Origin of the sequence: Paraburkholderia tagetis, assembly GCF_022213065.1 — a bacterium.
In the GTDB taxonomy this organism is placed as follows: domain Bacteria; phylum Pseudomonadota; class Gammaproteobacteria; order Burkholderiales; family Burkholderiaceae; genus Paraburkholderia; species Paraburkholderia tagetis.
Map to the genome: position 1 here is coordinate 150,414 of NZ_JAKLJA010000002.1, position 23,405 is coordinate 173,818.

A 23,405-nucleotide genomic window follows, 5' to 3' on the forward strand; every position below is an offset into this window, starting at 1 on the left:
GTTCACGCACCGCCCCATTCAAACGCGCTGCGAGACCGCCCTCCTGCGTGAAAACGTTGTGGCACCCTACAACAAACCAAACAGGGCGCTGGCCTATAATGAGATAGCCATTATGGGTCGCTGTGGAGCATACGGCCCGGCTCCACACGTCCTCCTACAGACTGCGAATCCAGGCAATAGGCTCACGCTCATGACGAACGCAACCCAAGACCTGCGGATCGTGGTGGCCGACGACCATCCGGTCGTGCTCACCGCCGTCACCGACTACCTGGACCAGATACCCGGACACAAGGTCGTGGCGACCGCCGGGTCAGGCGCCGATCTTCTCGATACATTGCGCAGTACCCCTTGCGATCTCATCGTCACGGACTTCTCGATGCAGGGCGAGCTCGAGGACGAAGACGGGTTGCGCCTCATCAGCCGCCTGCGCCGGCTCTATCCGGACATCCCGCTCGTGGTGTTCACGATGCTCACCAACGGCGGCATCCTGCACGAGCTTGCCGAACTGGGCGTGGCCGGCCTCGTCGGCAAGGACGAGCCCATCCCGACGCTCGCGCAAGTCTGTCAGCGCGCGCTCGTCGAGCCGGGCACGACGCTGTCCGCGCGCATTGCCGAGCGGCTTGCCACGGAAGGCTCGACCGCTGACGAATTCCGCCGCACCAACCCGCTCTCGCCGCGCGAACTCGAAGTCGTGCGTCTGTTCGCGCTCGGCCTGAGCGTCACGGAAATCTCGAAGCGTCTGAGCCGCTCGGTGACGACCGTCGCCACCCAGAAGCGGGCGGCCATGCGCAAGCTCCACCTCGAATCCAATGCCGATTTGATCCGCTACGCGAGCGAACACGGATTCGCATAATGGAACGGCGCATCGCTTCGCCAGCTTCGCCGCTCGGCGCGCTCCAGGCGCTCGAGCGCAATCTGAAACGCGAACGCCGTGTCTTCGCCATGCTGATCGCGCTGCTCGCTTTCGCGGGGCTCGTTGCGGCGTGCGTTGCGGCGTTCAGCATCGGCGCGGCGTCGCTCTCGAGCCAGGCCGCGAAAATGCGCACGGTCACGGCGCAAACGAACGAGTTGCTGTCGCGACGCTATACCCTCCTCTCGAGCTTGCGCCTGCTGTTCTCGCTCTCGGAGGCGGGCATGTTCACGCCGCAGCCCGTTGCCGCGACGACGCAACGCTGTGCGCCAGCCTTCACGGGCCTTGCCGACTCGCCCGCGCTGCATGCGCTTTGTGAGCGCTCGGCGCAGATGGCTTCGAGCATCGGCCCGGACTCGCCCATGCTCTTCGTGCTGCTCGATGGCAGCGCCGCATGGGCATACCAGCTCGTGCCCGACCCGCACGGCGCAAACCACGAACCGCTGCGCGAAGGCGCCGATGACGCCCGCATGCTCGCGGACGCCGCGCTCCTGCGCATGAGTGCGCGCGGTATCGACCCGCTGGGCTCGGGCCGCTGGCGCGACGTGACCTGGTTCCGCCCGCCGCCCGGGCTCGGCTTTTCTCCCGGGCTCGTGCTGGGCGCGGCGACGGTTCTTAAGGATGGCAAACCTTATGCGCTGGCGATCACGAGCATCGATCTGGCCACGCTGCCGCAAGCCCCGGACGCATCGGACGTCGAGCCGACGCTGTTCGACAGCGACGGCTCGATGCTGGCCGGCACGTTGTCCGCGCCCGCCGCGCAGTATGTCGACCGTGCGGTCGCCGCCCTGCCCGTCGAGCGCTTTCACCTGCTGCCGCGCTTCGGCTGGGCGCTGCGCGAGCAGCCGCTCGAATACCAGTTCGGTTATTACACGCTCGCGCTGCCCTGGGACGCCGAACTCGCGCTGATCCGCGCGCCGCTCGCCCTCATCCTGCTGATGACGGCGGCGCTCGTCGCGCTGCTCGTGGCGCTGGCGCGCTACTGGAACCGGCACGTGCTCGCGCGCACTTATGCCGAAGCCACGCGCGCGCTCGAAGGCGAGCTGCTCAACCATCTGCTCGTGCATGCGACGCCGGTCGGCCTGTGCATCGTGCGGCAGCGCGACTTCGAAATCGTGATCGCCAACCAGATCGTGCGCAACGTGCTCGGCCTCGACGCACACGCCACCCGGCTGCCCGGCGCGCTGTGCGTCGAGTTCGAGAAGCATATGCCCTATGCGCCATCGACGGACGGCGACACACCGATCTACGCCCTGCCGTTCTCGCTCGTGCGCGAAGACGGCGAAAGCGTGCATCTGGAGATCACTTACGCACCCGCGTCCATGAACCGCGAGGACGTCATGTTCTGCGCCTTCGCCGACATGTCGAAGCACCACGAAGCCGAGCGCCTGTTGCGCGAAGCGAAGCGCACGAGCGACGAAGCCGCGCGCAGCAAGGTGAGCTTCTTCGCGGCGATGAGCCACGAAATCCGCACGCCGCTCGCCTCGCTCGTCGGCAACATCGAGCTGGTGGCGCGCGGGCCGCTCGCGCCCGAGCAGGAAGCGCGCGTGCAGGCCATGCAGGTTTCTTCCTCGGAACTGCTGCAGATCGTGAGCGACGTGCTCGACTTCTCGAAGATCGACGTTGGCGCCATGACGCTTTCTGAGGAACCCGAATCGATTGCCGCGCTGCTTGTGCGCATCGCGCTTTCGCATGCGCCGCTCGCCGCGCGTGCGCAACTGCCGTTCTATCTCGTGGTGGACCGCGCGATTCCCGCACGGCTCTATTTCGATTCCGTGCGGCTCGCGCAAATCATCAATAACCTCTTGAGCAACGCGTTCAAGTTCACGCATTCGGGCAAGGTCGTGCTGCGGGCGAACTGGCTCGGCGAGGCCGAGGCGCTCGAAATCAGCGTGGCCGACTCGGGCGTGGGCATGCCCGACTCCCTCAAGGCGCGCCTGTTCCAGCCGTTCACGCAAGGCGACGAACACCGGCTCACCGAGGCGCGCGGCACCGGCCTCGGCCTGTCGATCTGCGGGCGCCTCGCGAAACTCATGCATGGCCGCTGCGAAGTGGAAAGCACGCTTGGCGTGGGCACGCGCGTGATCGTCACGCTGCCGCTGCGCGTGGACGGCCAGTCCACTTCAGGTGAGGAATGGACGCTGCCCGAGGTGCATCCGGTCATGCTGTGCCGTGCGCCCGAAAACCACGAATGGCTCACGAATCTCTTCGACCCCAAGGTCAGCACGCCGACCTGGCTGAGCGCGAACGAGGCGCCGCCGCGCGAAGGGACATGGGACTATCTGCTGGTCACGGGCGAATATTCGGTCGAGGACGTGATGCGCCTGTGGGGCGGCACAGCCAACGTCGTCTGGCTGCGCCAGGACGGGCCGCTCGTGCCGCTTGCGCGCGAAGACGGCAGCGTGGAAGTGAGCCTCTACAGTCTCGCGGGCATTCGCGCCGCCACGCACATGCTGCGCGCCCGGCCCGATGCGGCGGCGAACGCGCCCGAGGCCGCCGTTCTGCCCGGCGTCGGGTCTCGCGTTGCATCTGCTGCCGGATCTGCTGGACCTGCTGGGGCGGACCCGTTGCAAGAGCGCGATTTCCGGCGGCTGAACGTGCTGATTGCGGAAGATAACCTGCTCAACCGCAGCCTCCTGCGCGATCAGTTGCGCACGCTGGGCGCGAACGTGATCGAAGCCAAGGATGGCGAAGAAGCGCTCGCGCGGCTCGACGACGGACACGTCGACGTCGTGCTCACCGACCTCAACATGCCGAAGATGAACGGCTACGAGTTGCTGCAAGCCGCACGCGCGACGCGCGCGGCGCTGCCCGTCTACGCGGTGAGCGGCAATGCACTGCCCGAACAGATCGCACAGGGCCGCTTGTCCGGCTTCACCGACTATCTGAGCAAGCCGGTGCCGCTCGCGGCGCTCGCGCGCGCCCTCGCCGACGTGGCGGAGAATCTGCGCAGCGCGGCGCAGAACACCATCGCTCAGCCCGCGTCTGGCCCGACTGAACCAGGCCAGCTCGAAGTGAGCGAGAATCCTGCTGCTCGCGCCGGCGACGAGTCCAACGAAGGGGAAGATGACACCGACTTGCCGCGCTTTCCCCCATTGTCGCCGGCACTCGCACCGCTCTTCGTCGAGCAGGCCGACCACGATATCGCCGACTATGCGCGGATTGCGGCCGTGCGCGACTTCCAGCGCCTGCGCGACTGGGCGCATCGCGTCTCGGGCGGTCTCGCCGTGCTGGGTCCTTCGATGCTGAACGAGGCCTGCCTGGAGTTGCGTGCGACGCTGCGCGAAGCCGGCGAGTGGACCGATGAAGTGGGTGCGCTCTCGGAGGCGGTGGTGGCGGAACTGGAGACGCTGCGCGAGCAGGCCGCGATGCGCGATTCGGCGTGACCAGGTCCGGGCGAGGCGCGGCACGGCACGGCACGGCGCAAACCCGCCGCGCTCCAGGCTCAAGTGTGTTTCTGAAGAAACGCGGGGGTGACAGGCTGTGCCTGCTCGGGGCACATGCCGGCTTGGTTGCGTACGCACCACTGGCGCAGCACGCTTTCGGCGAGCGGGCAGCCGACTGGATTGCGCGGTGTCGCATGGGTACGCGCTTCGAGCCGCAGCGCATACGCGTCGGGCAACTCGATGCCACAGCGGGTCGCTCGCACGCCACCTTCGCGCGCGGCCGGCGCCGGGTTCAGCGCAGCGGCTTCGCCGTCACGACGCAGCGCTCGCACGCCGCAAGGCTCGGCAGTGCGGGCCATCCATTTCAGACTGGGTGCTTGACGTACTGAAAACACGGGCATGATCGTTCGCCGCGCAAAAGGCGGCGCCATAATCGTTGCAGACATCGACAATGGTGGCCCACCGCACAAGTGCAAGCCATAGAACGCCTTCGAAAACGTCGGCGCAGTTCGATTGCCGGGCCGTGCCGCAAAGCCCATTGCGCACCTGATACGCCACGGCTTATGACCGTATTCAGCATGCGGGCTCGCAGCCGCAAGCCGCGCGCTGCATGGTAGACTGCGCCGCGCAATCGCTCATTTCCCTCATGAACTTACGCAAGCACACTCTGTTGACCGCATGGCTTGGCCTCGTCGCCATGTGGCTCGTCGTGCTTGCGCCGCTCGTGAGTCAACTGGTGGCCGCGCACTACGCGCACGTGCCCACTGCCGCGCTCTGCTCGTCGATTCAGCCGGACTCCACCGCGACGCATCTTTCGCACGACAATGCATTCGGCGCGTGCGGTTACTGCGATCTGCTCGAACATCATGTCGCGATGCCGGGCGTTCCCATGCCCGAACCCACGCGCGCCCTCGTGGCGACGCTCGATCGCGTCGCGCCGCTCTCCACCCGCCACACGCCGTTCGGCGCCTTCCCATCGGGCAGGCCACGCGCACCACCGCTCGTTTCCTGACCGCAGCCGTCATCGGCCGCACGTTCGCGTTTTTCCTGCACCCACGCCCGAGATTCAGGCTGCCCGCGCTCACGCATGAGCGTGCGGGGGCTACTGCGTCGTCGCCCGCTTCGGCGATGACCGTCGCCGTGTGTGCTTCGAAACGCGCGCCATAGCACCCGCAAATTCGCCTGGAGCGATTGCGTGGCGCTCACGTCCGGCCGCACGTTCATCGCTTTCGGGAAACTTCATCATGTCCACGCCCGCCCCGCGCGGTGCGCGCATTCGCTCGCACCTGCATGCGAGCCTTGGCGCGCCATTCAACGCGTCCTTCAACGCGTCTTTTAAAGCACCGCTTAAAGCGTCCCTTAAAGCACCATCCAAAGCGCGCTTCAAGCCGGGCCTCGTGTCGTGCTTCGTATCCTGCTGCATGCCGCATTTCGGCCCGCACAAAAGTGCACGATCCGGCCTCGTGCCGCTGTCCTTGCTCGCCTCGTTTGCCACGCTCACCCCTGCTGCCGCCTTTGCGGCCAGCGCGGCGCTCACCGCGGCCACCCCTGCGTCCACCCCCACGGCGCCCTCCGTCCACGCAGCGGACGCCGCAGCCGAAGCCACGCTGCCCACCGTCACCGTGAGCGCCGCGAGCGGCGGCACAGGCGGGGCCGCGATGCCCGCCGTCGATCCGAATCTGCCCGCCACCGTCGAGACCGTCACGCCGGAGCAGTTCGAAAACTGGAACGTCGTCAACACCGAGGACGTGCTCAAGTACATGCCGAATCTGGCGGTGCGCAAGCGCTTCGTCGGCGACCTCAATTCGATCATCGCCGTGCGCGGCACGAGCAATACGCAAAGCGCGCGCGGCCTCGTCTACGCCGATGGCCTGCTGGTTTCGAATCTGCTCGGCAACGGCTACGCGTTTCCGCCGCGCTGGTCGATGGTGTTTCCCGACCAGATCCAGCAAGTGGACGTGATCTACGGGCCGTATTCGGCGCTCTATCCGGGCAATTCGCTTGGCGCCACCGTGCTGATCACGACGCGCATGCCAAAGAAGTTCGAAGCCAACGCCGACGTGAAGGCATTCACGCAGCACTTCAGCCTCTACGGCGTGAACCAGAATTTCAACGGCAGCGAGATGAGCGCCTCGATAGGCGATTCGATCGGCAAGTTCTCGTACCTGCTCGGTGTCAATCACCTCGAGAACACGAGCCAGCCACTGCAGTTCGCGACGCTCGCGCAGTCGAACACGCCCGCCAAGCCCGGCGACGTTCCCGTGCACGGCGCGTACTTCTACAACAATCAGACCAACGCGCCCACGGCCGTGCTGGGCGTGAACGCGGAAGGCATCGAGCATACGGTTCAGGACCAGTTCAAGCTGCGCATGCAATACGACTTCACGCCCACGGTGCAAGGCGGCGTGACGCTCGGCTACTGGCATCGCACTTACGACAGCCAGACCTCGACCTTCCTCTACGACGCCAACGGCAACCCTGTGTATAGCGGCAAGGTGTCGATGGGGGGCTACGAGTACAACATTCCGGCGGCGGCGCTCGCGCCCAGCCGCGGCTGGAGCGAGAACTGGCTCTATGGCGTCTCGCTGCGCACGCATCAGGCAAGCGGCTGGAACGCCGAGGCCATTGCTTCGTACTACGACGTGAGCAACAGCGTCGCACGCAACGCCAATGCGGGCGGCCCAGGCAACGGCCCCGGCACGATGACGCTCGGCGACGGCACTGGCTGGAAGACACTCGACCTCAAGGCGACGTGGACCCCCGAGCGGCCCGACGCAGGCCTCGGCGCGCACTGGCTCACCTTCGGCTACCACTACGACAACTATTTCGTCGACAACCAGACCTGGAACACGCTGGCCTGGCGCGACGGCGGCGCGGGCAGCTTTGCCAACGCCTTCGCCGGCAAGACCGAGACGCAGGCGTTCTACGCGCAGGATGCGTGGCGCTTCCTGCCGCGCTGGAAGCTCGTCTACGGCGTGCGTTACGAAGACTGGCGCGCTTACGACGGCTATCAGGCACTCGGCGCTTCGAGCGTGCCCTATGCGAACGCGGGCGACCACCATTTCTCGCCGAAGGCCTCGCTCTCGTTCGATGTCACCGACGACCTCACGCTGCGCGCTTCCGTGGCGCGCGCGTATCGCTTCCCCACGGTGGGCGAATTGTTTCAGGGGCAGGTGAACGGCTCGTCGATCGTGAACAACAATCCGAATCTTCGCCCCGAAGACGATCTCTCGAAAGAGCTCAGCGCCGAATGGGCGCACTGGAACGGGTTGTTTCGCTTCACACTCTTTCAGGACGACGTAAAGAATACGATCTTCAGCCAGACCGACACCACGGTCATCCCGAACGTGACGAACTTCCAGAACATCGGCAAAGTGCGCTCGCGCGGCGTGGAGACGAGCTACCAGGGACAAGACGTGATGCTGCGCGGCCTCGATCTTGCGGCGAACGTGGCTTATACGCAGTCGAAGATTCTCGCCAATGCGCAAAACCCGGCGAGCGTCGGCAAGTACTTCTACCGGATTCCGCTGTGGCGCGCGAATCTCGTCGCGACGTATCGCTTCGACGCGCGCAGCGCGCTCACACTCGCGGCGCGCTATTCGGGGCGCCAGTACAACACGCTCACCAACACCGACACCAACCCGAACGTGTTCGGCGGCACGAGTACGTACACGGTCGCCGACATCAAATACACGTTCCGGCCCACGAAGAAGAGCGAGATTGGCGTGGGGATCGATAACCTGTTCGACGCACGCTACTTCGTCTATCACCCGTATCCGGGCCGCACGTATTACGTCGAGGCGAAGCTCGGGCTATGAACGACCGCCTGCCTTCGTCGCTGCCGCAAACGCAGCAGCACCCGCAGCAGCACCCGTACCCCCAACCTCATCAGCCACCACTACCGGTCCGGCGCGCAGCTTATGGCGACGCGCCGGCCCACGAGGAGCATCCGATGTCCGCTACGCTGCCCGCCTCCGCCGCGCGCGCCTCGCGCACTGCCGGCGCCGTCCATCCCGGCTACCGCACGCTTTGGCGCTGGCACTTCTACGCCGGCCTGTTCGTCATGCCGTTTCTGATCGTGCTCGCGATCACCGGCACGATCTATTGCTTCCAGCCGCAGATCGAGCCGCTGCTGTATCCGCACCGGCTCGTGGTCGCGCCCGCCGCCACGCCACGCTTGCCGGCCGACGCCCTGCTCGCGCGAGCGCGGGCCGCGCTGCCGCCAGGCGCGCGGCCCGTGCGGGCGCATATCGAAGCGAATCCCGCACGCAGCGCGGAATTCGTGTTCGCGCTCGAAGGCGGCGCCAAAGAGAGCGTCTACGTGAACCCGTACAGCGGCGAAGTGCTTGGCACGCTCGATGTCGAGCGCCGCTTCATGCAGGTGGACCGCATGCTGCACCGCAAGCTGCTGCTCGGCAAGCCTGGCGAGTTGCTGATGGAGCTGGCCGCGTGCTGGACGCTCGTGATGATCGCGACCGGCGTCGCGCTATGGTGGCCGCGCCAGGCCGGCGAGCGGGGTTTGGCGGGCGGTTCGTCGCGGGGCCCGGCAATACGCGCGGCGCTGTGGCCGCGCTTCGGCGCCGGGGGCCGGTCGTTCTGGAAGAGCCTGCATAGCGCGGTCGGCATCTGGCTTGCGGTGGGCGCGCTCGCGTTCGTCGTGAGCGGCTTGCCGTGGACGGGCTCGTGGGGCAAACAGTTCAAGGCGCTCGCGACGCGTGCGAGTCTTGGCGCGCCGCGCGGCGCATGGGGCGGCGGCTTGCCGTTGCGTTCGACGCTGCCTGGTATGCAAAACACGGCACAAAACGTGGCACAGAACGTGGCACAGAACGCCGCGCAAAACACGCCGCATGCGGCTTCCGGCGGCCACGCCGATCACGCCAATCGCAGCGACCACGGCAACCACGACAACCACAGCGATCACGCAGATCAGTCGGAGCACACGGGCCACGACATGGCGTCGATGCCCGGCATGGTGATGGACGATCTTCCGCTGCCCAGCGTGCCGTGGGCCGTGGGGGCGGTGCCAGTGCCGCAGTCGCCCGAAGCGCACACGCAGCCCGTCTCGCGCTGGACGCTCGATCAGGTGGTCGCGCAAATGCGCACGCTCGGCGTGCAAAGCGGCTACGACGTCGCGCTGCCCGCTACGGCGACGGGCATCTATGTCGTTTCGTACTTTCCGGCGGACCCGAAAGCGGAGCGCACGGTCTATATCGACCAGTACAGCGGCAAAGTGCTCAAGGACATCCGCTACGGCGATTACGGCGCAGTCTCGCAGGCCATTGCGTATGGCACGTCGCTGCATATGGGCCGCTACTTCGGCCTCGCGAACCAGTTGATCTGCGCGGCGATCTCGCTCGGCCTCGCGGCGCTTGCCGTCACCGGCTTCGTCATGTGGTGGCTGCGCCGCCCCGCTCGCACCAACCGTGCTGATCGCGCCGACCGCGTTGACCGCGCCGGCCCCGTAGCGGGCGGACTCGGCGCACCTTCGCGCGAGCGCGCCGCGCCGCCCATGCGCGCCTGGAAGGCAGGACTCGCCGTGCTCGGTGTGATCTTCCCCCTGATGGGCGCGACGATCCTGGCCGTGTGGGTGCTCGACCGCCTCGTTTTTGGCCGCTCACGCAATCTTTCGTCTTCCTGACAATTCGACGGCCGCGCCCTCGCGCGGCACTCAAAATCGTGCTTGAGCAGTGTGAGGCGCGCTGCGGTAATCTGAGGACACAATTGCTCTTGAACCCCACCCCGCAATCCGGCTTCAAAGCAATATCGAGGTTTTGCATGGGATCAGGGCACGGAGCATCGCTTCATCCCCGATCATCAGGAGACCACTGTGTTCCGGCTCATTTCAGCATTGGCGATGGCCATGGCGCTTGCAGGCTGCGCCGTCGCGCCTTACCCCGGCTATCCAGGCTATTACGACGCCACGTACGGCTATGGGTACCCCTATTCCTATGCTTACGATTATCCGTATGGGTACGGCTACCCCGCCTACTATTACGGACCGAGCGTCGGCTTCTCGTACTGGGGCGGTGGCGGATGCTGCTACCACTATCGCGGCTGGCGTGGTGGTGGTTGGCATGGTGGAGGGGGCTGGCGTGGGGGTGGTTGGCACGGCGGCGGTTGGCACGGCGGCGGGGGTGGTTGGCGCGGCGGTGGCGGCAGCACCTGGCAAGGCGGTGGCGGCTGGCACGGCGGTGGGCGACACTAGGGTCCGTTCGCGGTAGAAGCACGTTTGTGCTGTGGTTTTTTTTGTATTTCGTGGGGACTGGGTTGTCGCGTTTCCTTGTTTTCATGTCGGTATGCCAGCGTTGCCCCTGTGCGGGGCGGCACCTACTTTTCTTTGCAGCGGCAAAGAAAAGTAGGCAAAAGAAAGCCGCTCAAACCGCCAGTGTGACGCCGTACACCACTTGCCGTTAATCGGAGCGGTTCCGGAGCGTCTGTCACCACGCGCCGTACAACGGAGTGACTAAGGACTCATACCTCCGGCGGCGCTACGCGCGCCGTGGGGCATAACCCAAAACCAGTGGGGCGCGTGTGCATTCGCTTACCCAAGGAGTACTCATGGTTTCCCATGCATACCCGACCGCTGCACGCGTAGCGAGCTGCGGGATGAATGACTCCTTTGTCACTAACGTTGAATGTGCGAGGTGACGGATGCCCCGGAACCACTTCGATATAAGGCAAGAGGTGTACGGCGTCACACTGGCGGTTTGAGCCGCTTTCTTTTGCCTACTTTTCTTTGCGGCTGCAAAGAAAAGTAGGTGCCGCCCCGCACAGGGGCAACGCTGGCATACCGACACGAGAGCAAGGAAACGCGAAAAAACCAGGCTCCGCAACCCAGCAAATGCGCCAGAAAATATAGGGCTCCGAAAGCGCCGCCTCACGAAGCAACCCGCACCAACCGTCAGAACCCAACACTTTACACGCGCCCGTTCACTGCAATCTCAGCGCCCGTGACCGCGCGCGCGTCCGAGGAAATCAGAAACGCGATCACCGCGGCGATTTCATCGGGCTGCACCCAGCGCGTGAAATCGGCGTCGGGCATGTCGGCGCGGTTCTGCGGCGTGTCGATAATGCTCGGCAAGATCGCGTTGACGCTCACCTGCTTGTCCTTGAGCTCCTCGGCCAGCGCCTCGGTAAGCCGCGCCACGCCCGCCTTGGAAGCCGCATAGGCGCCCATGCCGAGCCCGGCCTTCTGCCCCGCGCCCGCCCCAATGTTCACGATGCGGCCAGCGCCTCGCGCGAGCAGATGCGGCAGCGCCGCCCTCGACGCATTGAGCGCCGTTTTCACGTTCAGATCGAACATCAGGTCCCATGTGCGCGCGTCGCCGTCGGCAATCGTTTCCCAGCGGAACGCGCCCGCGATATTGACGAGCGCGTCGAGGCCGCCGAGCGCCTGGCTCGCCGTCTCCAGCGCTTGGTGCGCCGCGCTGGCGTCGACGAGGTCGATGCCGCCGATGCGCACCGCCTGGGCGAGCGTCGCAGGCCATGCTTCGTCGCCAGGCGCGGCGCCCCGGCCGATCAGCGCCACGCGCGCGCCGCGCGCCGCGAGAAACTGCGCGCTCGCCATACCGAGACTGCCGAAGCCGCCGGTGATCGCCACCGCTTTGCCATTCACTGAGTTATCCATCTTGAGCGCCTGCGCGTTGTTCGTTTGGTGATTCGTTCGGGTCGTTTCGAACGATGGGTTGAAAAATGCCGCGGCGGCTCGTGGCCGCCGCGTACTGCAACTGCGTGCTGCAACTGCGTGCTGCAACTGCGTGTCGCAACGTTAACCGAGAGCGCCTGGTCCATCAACTGCTGCATCCATCGTGCGCCGGCGCAGTGCCTCCGTGGTCTTGCCCTTGCCGTCCGCGGTCCAGCCCGGCGGCAGGATCACGTGGCGCACGGCGGTCCACAGGTCGGGCGCGGCGGCGATATCGCGTGCAAGCGTCGCCCAGTGCTCGAACTCGATCACAAGCGGATTGCGCGAAAGTGTGGGCGTGACGAGTCCGTAGCGGCACGGCTCGTCGGCGCGCTCTTCCACATAGGTGCCGAACAAGCGGTCGAACACGATCAGCACGCCGCCATAGTTCGCGTCGAGGTAATCGACATTGGACGCATGATGCACGCGATGCGCCGAAGGCGTATTGAACACGTATTCGAGCCAGCCGAGCTTCGGCATCCAGGTGTTGTGCAGCCAGAACTGATAGAGCAGGTTGAACGAAAGAATCCCAATCGCGATTTCCGGGCGCACGCCGAGCCAGACCAGCGGCGCGAAGAAGACGACCGGGCCGGCGAGCTTGCTGGTCCACCCCAGACGATACGCGGAAGACAGCGTGAGCTGGTTGGGCGAATGGTGCACTGCGTGCGAGGCCCAGAAAAGGCGCATGCGGTGCGAGGCGCGGTGATAGCAGTAGTAGCAGAACTCCTGGCCGATAAAGACCAGCAGCACGAGCACGACGTTATCTATCGTGAACGTGAAAAGCCGATGCGCCCAGGCGAAGTGAAAAACCGGCGTGGCGAGCGAAATGGGCAGGATAGCGAACAGTTTTCGTCCGACGAGATCGGCCAGCGAAAGCCAGACCTCGGACCAGTCGAATGGCACTTGTCCGTCGCAATGTTTGCGAAGCGAGAGTACTGCGGCCTCGATCAGCGAGGCCGCAACGATGAACAGTGTGACGTAAGACGCGAGTTTTCCAGTGGAGAGCATGGTAAGCGGTGTGCGAATAGAAGCGCCTGGCGCTTTGTTGAAAGGGACGCGTCGTGCGCTGCTGAATCAATCGTGGCGTCGCGTCGGATGAACCGCACTGTAGTGGCGCGGGACGCGCAGAGCCACTCACAAAGTATGTCGCCGCATGTCGTGCGCGCACGGTGTAACACCGCGACATGGTTTTGCACGAGACTCGCGCCGGGAAGCTCCCTATAGTTCGTTCCGCTGACACGCCGAATGCGTGCCCCGAAATGAACCACAGAACCGAACCGCAGAACCGCAAGGATCCCCGATGAAATCGATTACCCGCTCCGCCCTCGCCGCCGCCATCGTCGCGCCCCTTTTCGCATTCGCCAGCGCGCCCGCTTTCGCAGGCTGGTCCGGCCACGGTACCGCCTACACGCCGCACGGCACCTATAACGGCGCGCACTACGGCTCGTGCGGCGGCGGCAGCTGCTCGCATGCAGGCGGCGTGGTCGGCCCGTGGGGCGGCGTCGCGACCAACACCGGCAGCGTCACGCGCACGGCACCGGGACAGTTCTCGAATAGCGGCACGGCGGTCGGCCCGAACGGGCGCTCGGTCCAGCACGCCGGCGACACGAGCTGCGCCGGCGGCACCTGCTCGCACACCGGCACGATGACGGGCGAAGACGGCCGCAGTGCGTCGAGCTCGGGCAGCGTGACGCGCACGGCGCCGGGCCAGTATGCGTCGACGGGCACGGTCACGGCCGCGAACGGCAATAGCGTGAGCCACAACGCCTCGACGAATTGCGCGGGCTCGACCTGCTATCGCTCGGGCACGGACACAGGCAGCAATGGCGGAACCGTCACGCACTCGGGCAGCGCCACGCAAGTCGCGCCGGGCGTGGTGACGACGTCGGGCGGTTCGACCGTCGTGCGTGGCGGCACGGTTGCGACGGGCGGCACCACGGTGGTCCAGGGCGGATCCACGGTGGCCGTGGGCGCGACGGTTGCAGTCGCTCCGGCAGCCGCTCCGGTGGTCGTCACGCCGCCGCCTGCTGCGCCCGCGACCAGCACGGTCTATGTGGCCCCGCCGCCCGCCCCGAACACCGTGGTCGTCGCCCAGGCGCCCAAGACGGTGTACGTTGCGCCCCCGCAGCCGAAGCCCGTTTATGTCGCGCCGCCGGCACCGAAGGTTGTGTATGTCGCGCCGCCCGCGCCCAAGGTCGTGTATGCGGCACGCCCGCTGCCGCGCGCCGTCTATGTCGCACCACGTCCTGTCTACGTTGCGCCCGCGCCGCATGCAGCGGTCTGGGTGCCGGCTCACTGGGTTGGCCGCGTCTGGGTGCCCGCGCATTGGGCGTGATTGGCACGCCGTGATTTGCAGCCCGATCGAATCCGCGAAAAAGCCCGAGAAACACGCGCAACGTGCGCCACGTGACGTTCGGGCCGCTCTATCTCACCTAATATTCGTAGGATCAGTCGCAAGCCTGTAGCATCCCTGAACAATACAATGCGTCTCCGCCTCGGCCGCGCACCGGTTCGACGGCGCCTGGCATGTCGACCCCATCGACACAGCAGCACATCGACATAGCGATACAGCGGCAAGCGACCCGTAGCGACCATCGCCGGAGGCGGCCCATGGAGCAGGCAAACCGGATCATCGTGCTCGACGACGAAGCCGAGCTGCGCAACTTGCTGCAGCGCTTCCTGAGCGGGCACGGCTTCGAAGTCCGCGCCGTCGCCGATGGCAAGCGCCTCGAGCGCATGCTGCAACGCGAGCCCTACGATCTGTTGGTGCTCGATCTCATGATGGAGCCCGAAGATGGCCTGAGCGTATGCCGCCGCCTGCGCGCGGAAGGCCACACGCTGCCGATCCTCATGCTCACGGCCAAGGGCGATGCCGCCGACAAGGTGATCGGTCTCGAAACCGGCGCCGACGACTATCTCGCCAAGCCCTTCCTGCCAGACGAACTCGTCGCGCGCGTGAAGGCGCTGCTGCGTCGCCAGAAGATGGCCGCGGGCGACCCCACCGTTACGACGCAGCGGCTGCGCTTCGGCGACTTCGTCTTCGACGTCGGCCAGCAAACGCTCCTGCGCGACGGCGCGCCCATCGACATTCATTCGGCGCAGATGCTTCTGCTGCACGCGCTCGGCTCCTCGCCGAACCGCGCCGTGAGCCGCGAGAACCTGCTCGCGCGCGCCCGTGGGCGCGATCACGCCGCCCTCGACCGCAGCGTCGACGTGCAGATCCTGCGGCTGCGCCAGATCGTCGAAGAAGATCCCGCCAAGCCGCGCTTCATCAAGACCGTCTGGGGCGTCGGCTACATGCTGGTGGCCGGAGTCGAGTCTTGAGCCGTTCCTGAACGCTTCCCGAACCTCGAAACGTCCTCGCTCATGCGTACGCTCTCGCGCTGGCTGCCGCGCTCGCTTCTCTCGCGCAATATCGCGCTGCTGGTGGCGCTCGTCGCGCTGACCCAGGTGTGCTCGTTTGGCGCGCTGCTGCATTTCGTCCAGCGCCCGCGCATCGAGCGCGCGTCGATCATTTTCGCGGACTACGTCAAGATGCTCGACGGCACGCTCGCCGCGATGCCGCCCGACGAAGGCCGCGCTGCCGCCGCGCGCCTGAATGGCACTCGCGCCACACCCACCGCGAGCGTCGCGAGTGCCGGCTCCCCCGGCACGAATCCGCTGCATGTTTTCCAGACCTGGCAGCGCGACGTTTTCATCGAAGCGCTCCAACGCCATCTGCCCGCCGACATGCCCGTGCGCTGGGAATCGTCAGACGAAGAGCGCCTGTGGATACGCATGCACGCAGCGGGCGAGCCGCTCTGGGTGGCGCTGCCGATGACCGCCGACGTGCACGCGAGCGGCATCGCCACCGCCATCGTGTTGTCGATCGGTCTCGCGCTGCTTGCGGCATTCACGGGCTGGCTGATTCAATTGCACCTGAACCGTCCCCTCGACGACCTCGCTCATGCGGCGCGCCGCGTGAGCGCCGGTGAGGCGCCGCCGCCGCTGCCCACCGACGGCCCGACCGAAATTGCACAAGTGAGCCAGGCCTTCAATCAGATGACCGCCGCGCTGCAACAAGCCGAAGCCACGCGCGCGCTGATGCTCGCGGGCGTTTCCCACGATATCCGCACGCCGCTCACGAAGCTGCGTCTTGCCATTGCGATGGCGCTGCCGCGCGGCACCAACGACAAGCTGGTCGATTCAGCGGAGGGTTATCTAGACCACATCGACACTATCCTTCAGCAGTTCATGGATTACGCGGGCAGCGGCGAGCGCGAAGCGCCGCAGCCGGGCGACCTCAACGCGCTCGCGGCCCAGCTCGTGGCCGACTTCGCGGGGCTGGGGCACGAATTCGATTTCGAAGAAGGCGAGTTGCCCCACTTCGCGTTCCGGCCCGTGGCCGTCATGCGGCTCCTGATGAACCTGATGCAGAACGCCGTCGTCTATGGCCGAGCGGGCCTGTGCGTGCGCACATGGCAGGCGGACGGCCACGCTTGCGTGGCCATTGGCGACCGCGGCAACGGCATGCGCGCCGAAGAGCTGGAGCGGCTCAAAGCGCCGTTCAGCCGTGGGACCAATGCGCGTAGCCACTCGGGCGGCACCGGTCTTGGGCTCGCAATCGTCGAACGAATCGCGCGGCTGCACGGCGGCTCGCTCACCTTCACCGACCGCGCGGGCGGCGGACTCGAGGCAGTCGTGAGGCTGCCGCTGCATTAACGGCCGAGCGACATACAACGACATAATTGGCGCGTGGCGCTGCCACGCGCTTCCCCCCATACTTGCGCCTGTGCCGAGTGACATGCGCAACGACCTGAAAAAGCAGGCGAATACAGGCAAGCCGCTCAGCCAGACCTCACGAACTCTTTTCTATATTTCGATATCCTGAGTAAATATCGGGACATCGAACCCAGCGCCCAGGCGATCCGACATGAACACGTTTCTCCACTCCCTCGTCAACAAGACCCGTCGTTTTGCAGGCGCCGCGCTGCTCGCGGGCTCGCTCCTCGCGTCGGGCTGCGCCTCGGCGGCTAGCGCATTGCAAGCAGCCGGCCCGCTGCCGCAAGTGCACGCCGATGTGATCTACGTGTCCGCGTTCGACATCTCGCCCGATCTCGTGAAGCTCGACAGCGGCATGGCGCAGAAGCTCAAGATGATGGCGAGCGGCGAGTCGTCGGCGCAACAGCAGCAACAGGTGGCGCTCGCGGCGCGCGAGAAGCTGGCCGACAACATCGTCGCCCAGTTGCAGAAAATGGGTCTGCCCGCGATGCGCGTGGACGGCCCCGTGCCCGCCGGACGCAACGCCATCGTGGTCGAAGGCCGCATCGATACGGTCGATGCGGGCAGCCGTCGACGCCGCACCCTGATCGGGCTAGGCGCGGGCAAGAGCGAAGTGGACGCGACGATCGCCGTATCGTTCCTGCCGGCCAACGGCGCGCCGCAATCGCTCGTCACCTTCGAGACGAGCGCCAACAGCGGCCATATGCCCGGCATGGCGGAAACGGCGGGCGTGGGCGCAGCGGCGGGTCATCTCGCAGCATCCGCGGCCGTGGGCGGTGGGCTGCACGGCGCGTCCGAAGCAAAGCGCGGCACGATTTCCGCCGACGCCGGCAAGCTGGCCAACTCGATCGCCAGGCAGATTGCGCAGGCGGCCACGCAATACGGCTGGGTGCCGGTCAGCAAGGCCGGCTGATTCCGGCGGGAAAGATCCGCGCGAACCTGCGGACGAGAACGGCGGCGCTTCTGCGCTGCCGTTCTCATTTCTACTGGGCGCTCTCGCGGTAATGCGCGAACTTCGAGGTTTGTCTGATGCCCGGATTGAAGCAGTTGCACGGATCGAGGCTTTCGTAAAACGCCTTGAGTGCAGGGTTCGCCTGATAGAGATGGCCGACGTTGTGCTCGGCGGGGTACTCTGCACCGCGCGCGTCCAGCAGCTCCCACATCTCGTGTTCGAGCGCGAGGCAGTTGTTGCCCTTGCGTACGATGTAGTCCTGATGAAACACGTGGCACAGGAAGTGCCCGTAATAGAGCTTGATCGCAATGGGTCGCTCGACGGCTTCGGGCAGCTTCTCGAACCACTCGCGGTCGTTGCGCCGCAAGGCGATATCGAGCGCGACGATCTCTTCCACGTCGTTGCCGTGTACCGCGCGATAGCGCACGGCCGCGCCCGCCGCCCCCTTGAGCATCAGATGATGCTCGTAGCGGTCGCGATAGTCCTTCAGGCGGGCGGGCAGATGGCGTGGGAAGAGCCGGCTCGCGGCCTGCGCCACGCGATCGGTGAGATGCGTGGGCAAGAAACCGAAGCGTCCGAAAAACGCGTCGCAGCGGCTCTTTAGTGCGAACAATGCGGGCAGCCGCCCGGTGCCCAGATACTGGATTCGACTCGCGCAGGATGGACCGCGCAGTGTGCCGCGAAACCGCGCCTGCGTCCACCGGGAGCACGAGCCAACGCGCTCAGCCCAAACCCATGCGAGTCTCGTCGACGAACTTCTCGGTGGCGTCGTCGATCTTGCGGCCACGGCGCCCAGTCGGGCCGTGAATATAGATGGTCTTCATGTCGACCTGGCGCTCGCCCGTCATGGCGGGTGGCGGCGTCATCTCGTAGCGCACTTCGCGCGCATGATCGGCGAGTTGCAGGCGCGGATCGAACACCGAGTTGAACTTCCACAGCATGCGCACGAAATTGGTCTGGCCGCGCAGCAGCAGATGCATCGCCTGTCCCGCCGCGCCGCGAAATGCGGTCCAGCCCATATGCTTGCGATTCAAAACCTGTTGTGTGCGCACCAGTTCCGCGTAGAACTCGGGCAGCGGCAGCTTTGTCGGGACCACGGCGTGTTGAATGTCGTAGAGCCGATAGTCGAGGCTCGTCAGGCGCCGCGACTCGTTCTGCCAATTCTCGGTGCCCGGATACGGCGTATTCACGCTGATATTCACGATCTCCGGAATGTCCATGCACCACTGGCGAATCGTCTCGAAGCGGGCGTGATCCCAGTCCGGGTCGGCGATCAGGTTGATCGCGACCGTGATGCCCAGCGAGCGCGCGAACTCCAGCGCCTCGAAATTGCGGTCCAGACTGATGCGCTTGCGAAACGCCTTGAGGCCCTCGTCGTCGATCGCTTCGAGACCGAGGAACATGTACTTCAGGCCGAGCGTCTGCCACGCGCGGAACACCTCCTTGTTGCGCAGGAGCACGTCGCCGCGCGTCTCGAGGTAATAGCGCTTCTGGATGCCGCGTTGACGGATCGCGTCGGCGATCGCCATGCCGTGCTCGGCGTGCACGAAGGCCACGTCATCGACGATAAAGACGCCTGGCTCGCGCAGCGACGCCAGCTCCTCCACCACGACCTCGGGGCTGCGCGTGCGGTAGCTGCGCCCGTAGAACGTCCACGCGCTGCAGAACGTGCAGTCCCACGGACAGCCGCGCGCGAACTCGATCGACGCGCACGGATCGAGCGTGCCGATGAAATATTTGCGCCGATGCCGCAACAGATCGCGCGCCGGACGCACGGGATCGAGCTGCTCGACGAAGCGCGGCGGCGGCCCCGATCCTTCGCGCGTTACCACACCCGGCACCGCGAGCAGATCGCCGCGCTGTGCAACCGCTCCGAGCAGTTCGTTGACCGATGCCTCGCCCTCGCCGCGCAGGATGCAGTCGATGGCGCCTTCGGCGTGGCGGAGCAAATCCTGTGCCGTGAACGACACGCTATGGCCGCCCACGAACACGAAGCACGCCGGCAGCGCGGTCTTCACGGCCTTGGAGAGATCGATGATCTCGGGAATGTTCGCTAGATAGTTGCCCGAAAAGCAGAGCGCCTCGGGCTGCCAGTCGCGCACCATGCGCATCAGGTCGCGATGGGTTTCCACCTGCAAGTCGATCAGGCGAACGTCGTGGCCCGCGTCGCGCGCCGTGCCGGCAACCGATTCGAGGCCCAGCGGCTCGAGTCGCAGGAACACGCGCGTGTACATCAGCCCGCTCGGGTGGACAGCAAGCAATCTCATGAAGCCTCCTTGCGAGGCGTCTGCCCGACGCGATTGCCATTCGTGCAATCCGGCCGGCCACGGGAGCGAACGTCCGGCGCCTCGCCGGTGTGTCGTTCCCGGGCGGACCGGCGCGGTGGGCCGGACGCTCGCGGTGTCGTTCACGGTTGTCTTCCGGGATGCGCGCCGGGCGCCACGCATGGCGTGCGCCCGGCGCAGCAGATCCGGAAATTGCCTGACGCCCCGAAGTCGAGCGTAAAGCGTCCAGTTCACGCGGCGCGCGCATGGCGGCGCGCCTCTGACACTGCTGCTTCGTGCGAGTCTACGCGCCTTCGCGCAGCGGCGCTCGCGGCGCCGCCATCGCCTGCCCGTGCCAGCCACGCGGGCCGACACGGCGCGCGTGGCTCCGAGGTCGTTCCGATGCGGCTCCGCAGCGTGTCTTTGGTAGACTGGGACACCCGCTCCGCCGGCTTAACCACTCACTCACCGCCCGCTTAACCGCTCACCCAATCGCCATCCCGCCGTGTCGAATATCCGCTCGCTCCCGCGCCTCCTGACCGAAATCCGCGCTTGCCGCACCTGCGCCGACACCCTGCCGCTCGGCCCGCGCCCGGTGCTCCAGGCGAGCGCGAGCGCGCGGCTCCTGATCGTCGGCCAGGCGCCCGGCGCGAAGGTCCACGCCTCGGGTGTCCCATGGGACGATGCGAGCGGCGAGCGCCTGCGCGAATGGATGGGCATCGATGCCCAGACGTTCTACGACGCCGCGCGCATCGCCATCGTGCCGATGGGCTTTTGCTATCCCGGACGCGGCGGCGGCGGCGATAACCCGCCGCGCCCCGAGTGCGCGCCGCTCTGGCACCAACGCCTGCTCGCGCTGATGCCCGACGTGCGTCTCACGCTGCTGGTCGGGCAATATGCGCAACGCTATTTCCTCGGCAACCGGCGCAAGGCCTCGCTCACCGAAACCGTGCAGGCCTGGCGCGACTACGCGCCCGACTACGTGCCGCTGCCCCACCCCTCGCCACGCAATACGCCGTGGCTCCAGCGGCATCCATGGTTTGCGCACGACGTGCTGCCCGCACTGCGCGAGCGTGTCGCCGGTGCGTTATCGCCCGCGCAGCCGCCGGATACCGATGTGCACCTCAAGGAGAAGCGCAAGATGACCCAACCCGCGATCACCGTCCAGCGTGTCTACGAACCGCTGCCCGAGGACGGACAGGCGTGCTTTCTGGTCGACCGGCTGTGGCCGCGCGGCATGAGCAAGGAGAAGCTCGCGCACGTGACCTGGGCGAAGGACGTCGCACCGAGCACGGAGCTGCGCGAGTGGTTCCACAAGGACCCCGAGCAGTGGGACGAATTCAGGCGCCGCTATCTCGCCGAACTCGATGCAAACCATGCCGCGTGGGAGCCGATTGTCGAGGCCAGCAAGGCGCACCCGGTGGTGCTGCTCTTCAGCTCGCACGACACTGAGCACAACAACGCTGCCGTGCTGCGAGACTATTTGATGAAGAAGCGGCGCAAATAACGCCGCGTGCCTGGCTGCATGACTACGCGTGCTTCACCGCATCGCTATCACGCTCGCCGCCCCGCGTCAGCCGATGCAGCAATTCCTTGCCACGCATCGTGAGGCGCGGCGCGTAGCCGTCCTCGTCTTCATCCATTTCGACGAGGCGGTAGCGCGCAAGCGCCAGAAAATCGGAATCGAGCGTCTGAAGCGGCGCATCGGCGTCGCGGATCAGCAGCAGCGCTGCCAGTTCGTGATGGCTGAGCATCGAATTTCTCCTGTCCAGAACGCGTCGTGGACACCAGTCGTTGGAGCCTCTCGCAGTCGTCCGCCAATTAAATCGGATTCCTGATTACATGGCAGAAAGCACTGCGCTCATATCGCGCGAGTTCGGGTGCGCTATAGCGCGCGCACGGGCATCGCCGAGTCGCTCTGCGTTCCCGGCACACCCTGCAACAACCCAGCCGATGCATCCTGCCATTGCTGCGCCATATCGCGCATCAGGCCGGCCCATGCGCCCGCGCCCTGCAACGCAGCCACCGCCGCTTCCTGCCAGAGTGCCGCGCTCGCACCCAGATAATTGCGCCAGACCGACTGGCTCGCGATGGCGAATTCGTTCCAGTCACGCGCATCGCGCAGTGTTTCGAGCGTGCCTTCCAGCGCTGCGCGGTCGCGCTCCAAACGGCGATACAGGAGCTTGAGCGCGTGCTCGCGCCATTGCTGCTGATAAGCGAGCCATTGCAGCGCGGCAGTAGCACCGGTGCGGTACGCATTGAACGAGGGATGAGAAACATTGGCCATGATCGATTCCTCACGAGACTACGGGGCCCGGCCCGCGGCCGGATACACGATGACGTGACCGCAAAGGACCATGACGCAAGACGCTGGCAAGAGCGCGTATGACGAGGACGCGCGGTTATTACGCGATCTAATTCACATGATAAGCAAGATGCTCACGCGCCGCGTGACGAACACTGCCGGAAGGTTTGATCGAAATCGCATTTCAGGATAGTTGCACCGGAGATGTGCGCCATGAATCGTGGCTTTGCGACTATTTTCCGATACGAATGCGGCTGGCGGGGGGCGGCGGCGGGCGGCGCCGCACCCGCGCGCCGCTTGTGAGGCCGGCGTCAAGCCGCCTTCGGTTCCTCATTGCGCACGAGCATGACCGGACGGTCCGCCATGCGCAGAAACGACTCCGCCACGCTGCCGAGCAGCAGCCGCTTCATGCCCGACAAGCCGCGCGTGCCCATCACGACGAGGTCAGCGTCCTCTTCTGCCGCGATGCGGCAAATCACTGCGGCAACTTCCTCGCCCATTGCATCGGCGGCGCGCGTCGCGCCCGGTACGCCGGCCTGCACGAGCACCGTCTTCGCTTCCTCGAGCGCGGCCGTGGCGACATCGGCCTCGGCCGACTGGCGCGTCTGCTCTTCAGCGAATCCCGTACTGATATCGACGAGGCGCGCCGGATGCTGGACCACGCAGAGTGCCTGGACCGTGGCGCCCGTCGCCTTGGCGATCTTCACGGCTTCGTCGAGCGCGCGGCGTCCGCTGCGGCTGCCGTCGACGGCCACCAGAATCAGCTTGTACATCGTCACCTCCGGGGCAAGGCCCATGATGCGCGGCATCCGCCTTTTGCGCGGCCCCGGTCGCCCGGGCCGCGCACGACGGCCTGCCGGCCGTTGCGTTCCACACGAGCGGCATTGCAGGCTCGCGCTTCACGTCCTCAACTCACGTCCCGGATTCACGTGCAAGCAAGCTTCAGGAAGAACTCGAATCCATCCACCGCGCGCAAGGGACGCATCGTCCATGTTACGCGGTCGGCGCAGCCACGGCGACGAGCGCGCACGCGTACACCCATGCCCGAGATCCGCAACCGGCACTGGTCGCGCATCAGCCCGCCCCGGCAGGGCGGCTGCGACTGAAGGAAGGCGTGTGCGGCGGAGCGAAAGCGCACGCGGCGGG

The 23,405-nt window shown here is 66.1% G+C and carries 18 protein-coding genes and 2 pseudogenes; 12 read left to right on the forward strand and 8 right to left on the reverse strand.

All coding sequences use genetic code 11. From position 1 onward, the window contains the following. The first annotated feature begins 190 nt into the window (after window positions 1–190). Together L5014_RS03750 and L5014_RS03755 are read left to right on the forward strand one after the other, a co-directional pair. Window positions 191–853 carry a response regulator gene (locus L5014_RS03750; protein ID WP_238462236.1) on the forward strand — a complete coding sequence of 221 codons (663 nt, stop codon included), beginning with the start codon at window positions 191–193 and terminating at the stop codon, window positions 851–853. Continuing rightward, window positions 853–4,296: an ATP-binding protein gene (locus L5014_RS03755; protein WP_238462237.1), complete on the forward strand. Its 3,444-nt coding sequence runs from the start codon at window positions 853–855 to the stop codon at window positions 4,294–4,296. Before L5014_RS03750 ends, L5014_RS03755 begins: the two co-directional genes overlap by 1 nt. Before the next feature lie 59 nt (window positions 4,297–4,355). Here L5014_RS03755 and L5014_RS03760 read toward each other — a convergent pair whose 3' ends face one another. Beyond that, window positions 4,356–4,655, reverse strand: coding sequence for a hypothetical protein (locus L5014_RS03760; protein WP_238462238.1), 300 nt, complete (start codon window positions 4,653–4,655; stop codon window positions 4,356–4,358). Window positions 4,656–4,942: 287 nt separating this feature from the next. On the opposite strand from L5014_RS03760, the gene L5014_RS03765 reads away from it, so the two are divergent. From L5014_RS03765 to L5014_RS03780, 4 genes are all read left to right on the forward strand, one after another. Continuing rightward, a complete protein-coding gene (locus tag L5014_RS03765) occupies window positions 4,943–5,308 on the forward strand; it encodes a DUF2946 domain-containing protein (RefSeq protein WP_238462239.1) in 366 nt (121 codons plus the stop codon). Between the two features lie 409 nt (window positions 5,309–5,717). Then, window positions 5,718–8,114 (forward strand): TonB-dependent receptor, encoded by a 2,397-nt coding sequence (locus L5014_RS03770; RefSeq protein WP_420800013.1) that lies wholly within the window; start codon window positions 5,718–5,720, stop codon window positions 8,112–8,114. A 134-nt stretch (window positions 8,115–8,248) separates the two neighbouring features. Further along, the gene (locus L5014_RS03775) at window positions 8,249–9,934 is read left to right on the forward strand and encodes a PepSY-associated TM helix domain-containing protein (RefSeq protein WP_238462497.1); all 1,686 of its coding nucleotides are present in this window, start codon (window positions 8,249–8,251) and stop codon (window positions 9,932–9,934) included. Window positions 9,935–10,156: 222 nt separating this feature from the next. Further along, a complete protein-coding gene (locus L5014_RS03780; protein WP_238462241.1) occupies window positions 10,157–10,501 on the forward strand; it encodes a hypothetical protein in 345 nt (114 codons plus the stop codon). A 711-nt stretch (window positions 10,502–11,212) separates the two neighbouring features. Here the strand turns inward: L5014_RS03780 and L5014_RS03785 are convergent. Together L5014_RS03785 and L5014_RS03790 are read right to left on the reverse strand one after the other, a co-directional pair. Beyond that, window positions 11,213–11,923, reverse strand: coding sequence for an SDR family NAD(P)-dependent oxidoreductase (locus L5014_RS03785; protein WP_238462242.1), 711 nt, complete (start codon window positions 11,921–11,923; stop codon window positions 11,213–11,215). A gap of 141 nt (window positions 11,924–12,064) precedes the next feature. Beyond that, the gene (locus L5014_RS03790) at window positions 12,065–12,985 is read right to left on the reverse strand and encodes a sterol desaturase family protein (protein WP_238462243.1); all 921 of its coding nucleotides are present in this window, start codon (window positions 12,983–12,985) and stop codon (window positions 12,065–12,067) included. 292 nt (window positions 12,986–13,277) lie between these two features. Here L5014_RS03790 and L5014_RS03795 point away from each other — a divergent pair, with 292 nt between their 5' ends. From L5014_RS03795 to L5014_RS03810, 4 genes are all read left to right on the forward strand, one after another. After that, window positions 13,278–14,312, forward strand: coding sequence for a hypothetical protein (locus L5014_RS03795; protein WP_238462244.1), 1,035 nt, complete (start codon window positions 13,278–13,280; stop codon window positions 14,310–14,312). Window positions 14,313–14,587: 275 nt separating this feature from the next. Next, a complete protein-coding gene (locus L5014_RS03800; RefSeq protein ID WP_238462245.1) occupies window positions 14,588–15,301 on the forward strand; it encodes a response regulator in 714 nt (237 codons plus the stop codon). Between the two features lie 42 nt (window positions 15,302–15,343). Next, window positions 15,344–16,678 carry an ATP-binding protein gene (locus L5014_RS03805; RefSeq protein ID WP_238462246.1) on the forward strand — a complete coding sequence of 445 codons (1,335 nt, stop codon included), beginning with the start codon at window positions 15,344–15,346 and terminating at the stop codon, window positions 16,676–16,678. Window positions 16,679–16,889: 211 nt separating this feature from the next. Next, window positions 16,890–17,651 carry a DUF4410 domain-containing protein gene (locus tag L5014_RS03810; RefSeq protein ID WP_238462247.1) on the forward strand — a complete coding sequence of 254 codons (762 nt, stop codon included), beginning with the start codon at window positions 16,890–16,892 and terminating at the stop codon, window positions 17,649–17,651. A gap of 70 nt (window positions 17,652–17,721) precedes the next feature. Here L5014_RS03810 and L5014_RS03815 read toward each other — a convergent pair. Both L5014_RS03815 and hpnR read right to left on the reverse strand, forming a co-directional pair. Then, window positions 17,722–18,336, reverse strand: a pseudogene (locus L5014_RS03815) (D-lactate dehydrogenase); the annotation flags it as partial. 76 nt (window positions 18,337–18,412) lie between these two features. Then, on the reverse strand, window positions 18,413–19,957 hold the full coding sequence (gene hpnR, locus L5014_RS03820; protein ID WP_238462248.1) for a hopanoid C-3 methylase HpnR: 1,545 nt from the start codon (window positions 19,955–19,957) through the stop codon (window positions 18,413–18,415). A gap of 502 nt (window positions 19,958–20,459) precedes the next feature. Here hpnR and L5014_RS03825 point away from each other — a divergent pair. Together L5014_RS03825 and L5014_RS03830 are read left to right on the forward strand one after the other, a co-directional pair. Next, window positions 20,460–21,035: pseudogene (locus L5014_RS03825) on the forward strand (uracil-DNA glycosylase family protein); the annotation flags it as partial. 60 nt (window positions 21,036–21,095) lie between these two features. Continuing rightward, window positions 21,096–21,461, forward strand: coding sequence for a DUF488 domain-containing protein (locus L5014_RS03830; RefSeq protein WP_238462498.1), 366 nt, complete (start codon window positions 21,096–21,098; stop codon window positions 21,459–21,461). Between the two features lie 22 nt (window positions 21,462–21,483). Here L5014_RS03830 and L5014_RS03835 read toward each other — a convergent pair whose 3' ends face one another. From L5014_RS03835 to L5014_RS03845, 3 genes are all read right to left on the reverse strand, one after another. After that, the gene (locus L5014_RS03835; protein ID WP_238462249.1) at window positions 21,484–21,708 is read right to left on the reverse strand and encodes a hypothetical protein; all 225 of its coding nucleotides are present in this window, start codon (window positions 21,706–21,708) and stop codon (window positions 21,484–21,486) included. A gap of 131 nt (window positions 21,709–21,839) precedes the next feature. Then, on the reverse strand, window positions 21,840–22,241 hold the full coding sequence (locus tag L5014_RS03840) for a hypothetical protein (RefSeq protein WP_238462250.1): 402 nt from the start codon (window positions 22,239–22,241) through the stop codon (window positions 21,840–21,842). 329 nt (window positions 22,242–22,570) lie between these two features. Next, window positions 22,571–23,056 (reverse strand): universal stress protein, encoded by a 486-nt coding sequence (locus L5014_RS03845; protein WP_238462251.1) that lies wholly within the window; start codon window positions 23,054–23,056, stop codon window positions 22,571–22,573. Between the last annotated feature and the right edge of the window lie 349 nt (window positions 23,057–23,405).

Bases quoted from the DNA above. Each gene is read 5' to 3' on its own strand.
- L5014_RS03750 (WP_238462236.1), top strand. From the start codon at position 191: ATGACGAACGCAACCCAAGACCTGCGGATCGTGGTGGCCGACGACCAT.
- L5014_RS03755 (WP_238462237.1), top strand. From the start codon at position 853: ATGGAACGGCGCATCGCTTCGCCAGCTTCGCCGCTCGGCGCGCTCCAG.
- L5014_RS03760 (WP_238462238.1), bottom strand. From the start codon at position 4,655: ATGGCCCGCACTGCCGAGCCTTGCGGCGTGCGAGCGCTGCGTCGTGAC.
- L5014_RS03765 (WP_238462239.1), top strand. From the start codon at position 4,943: ATGAACTTACGCAAGCACACTCTGTTGACCGCATGGCTTGGCCTCGTC.
- L5014_RS03770 (WP_420800013.1), top strand. From the start codon at position 5,718: ATGCCGCATTTCGGCCCGCACAAAAGTGCACGATCCGGCCTCGTGCCG.
- L5014_RS03775 (WP_238462497.1), top strand. From the start codon at position 8,249: ATGTCCGCTACGCTGCCCGCCTCCGCCGCGCGCGCCTCGCGCACTGCC.
- L5014_RS03780 (WP_238462241.1), top strand. From the start codon at position 10,157: ATGGCGCTTGCAGGCTGCGCCGTCGCGCCTTACCCCGGCTATCCAGGC.
- L5014_RS03785 (WP_238462242.1), bottom strand. From the start codon at position 11,923: ATGGATAACTCAGTGAATGGCAAAGCGGTGGCGATCACCGGCGGCTTC.
- L5014_RS03790 (WP_238462243.1), bottom strand. From the start codon at position 12,985: ATGCTCTCCACTGGAAAACTCGCGTCTTACGTCACACTGTTCATCGTT.
- L5014_RS03795 (WP_238462244.1), top strand. From the start codon at position 13,278: ATGAAATCGATTACCCGCTCCGCCCTCGCCGCCGCCATCGTCGCGCCC.
- L5014_RS03800 (WP_238462245.1), top strand. From the start codon at position 14,588: ATGGAGCAGGCAAACCGGATCATCGTGCTCGACGACGAAGCCGAGCTG.
- L5014_RS03805 (WP_238462246.1), top strand. From the start codon at position 15,344: ATGCGTACGCTCTCGCGCTGGCTGCCGCGCTCGCTTCTCTCGCGCAAT.
- L5014_RS03810 (WP_238462247.1), top strand. From the start codon at position 16,890: ATGAACACGTTTCTCCACTCCCTCGTCAACAAGACCCGTCGTTTTGCA.
- hpnR (WP_238462248.1), bottom strand. From the start codon at position 19,957: ATGAGATTGCTTGCTGTCCACCCGAGCGGGCTGATGTACACGCGCGTG.
- L5014_RS03830 (WP_238462498.1), top strand. From the start codon at position 21,096: ATGACCCAACCCGCGATCACCGTCCAGCGTGTCTACGAACCGCTGCCC.
- L5014_RS03835 (WP_238462249.1), bottom strand. From the start codon at position 21,708: ATGCTCAGCCATCACGAACTGGCAGCGCTGCTGCTGATCCGCGACGCC.
- L5014_RS03840 (WP_238462250.1), bottom strand. From the start codon at position 22,241: ATGGCCAATGTTTCTCATCCCTCGTTCAATGCGTACCGCACCGGTGCT.
- L5014_RS03845 (WP_238462251.1), bottom strand. From the start codon at position 23,056: ATGGGCCTTGCCCCGGAGGTGACGATGTACAAGCTGATTCTGGTGGCC.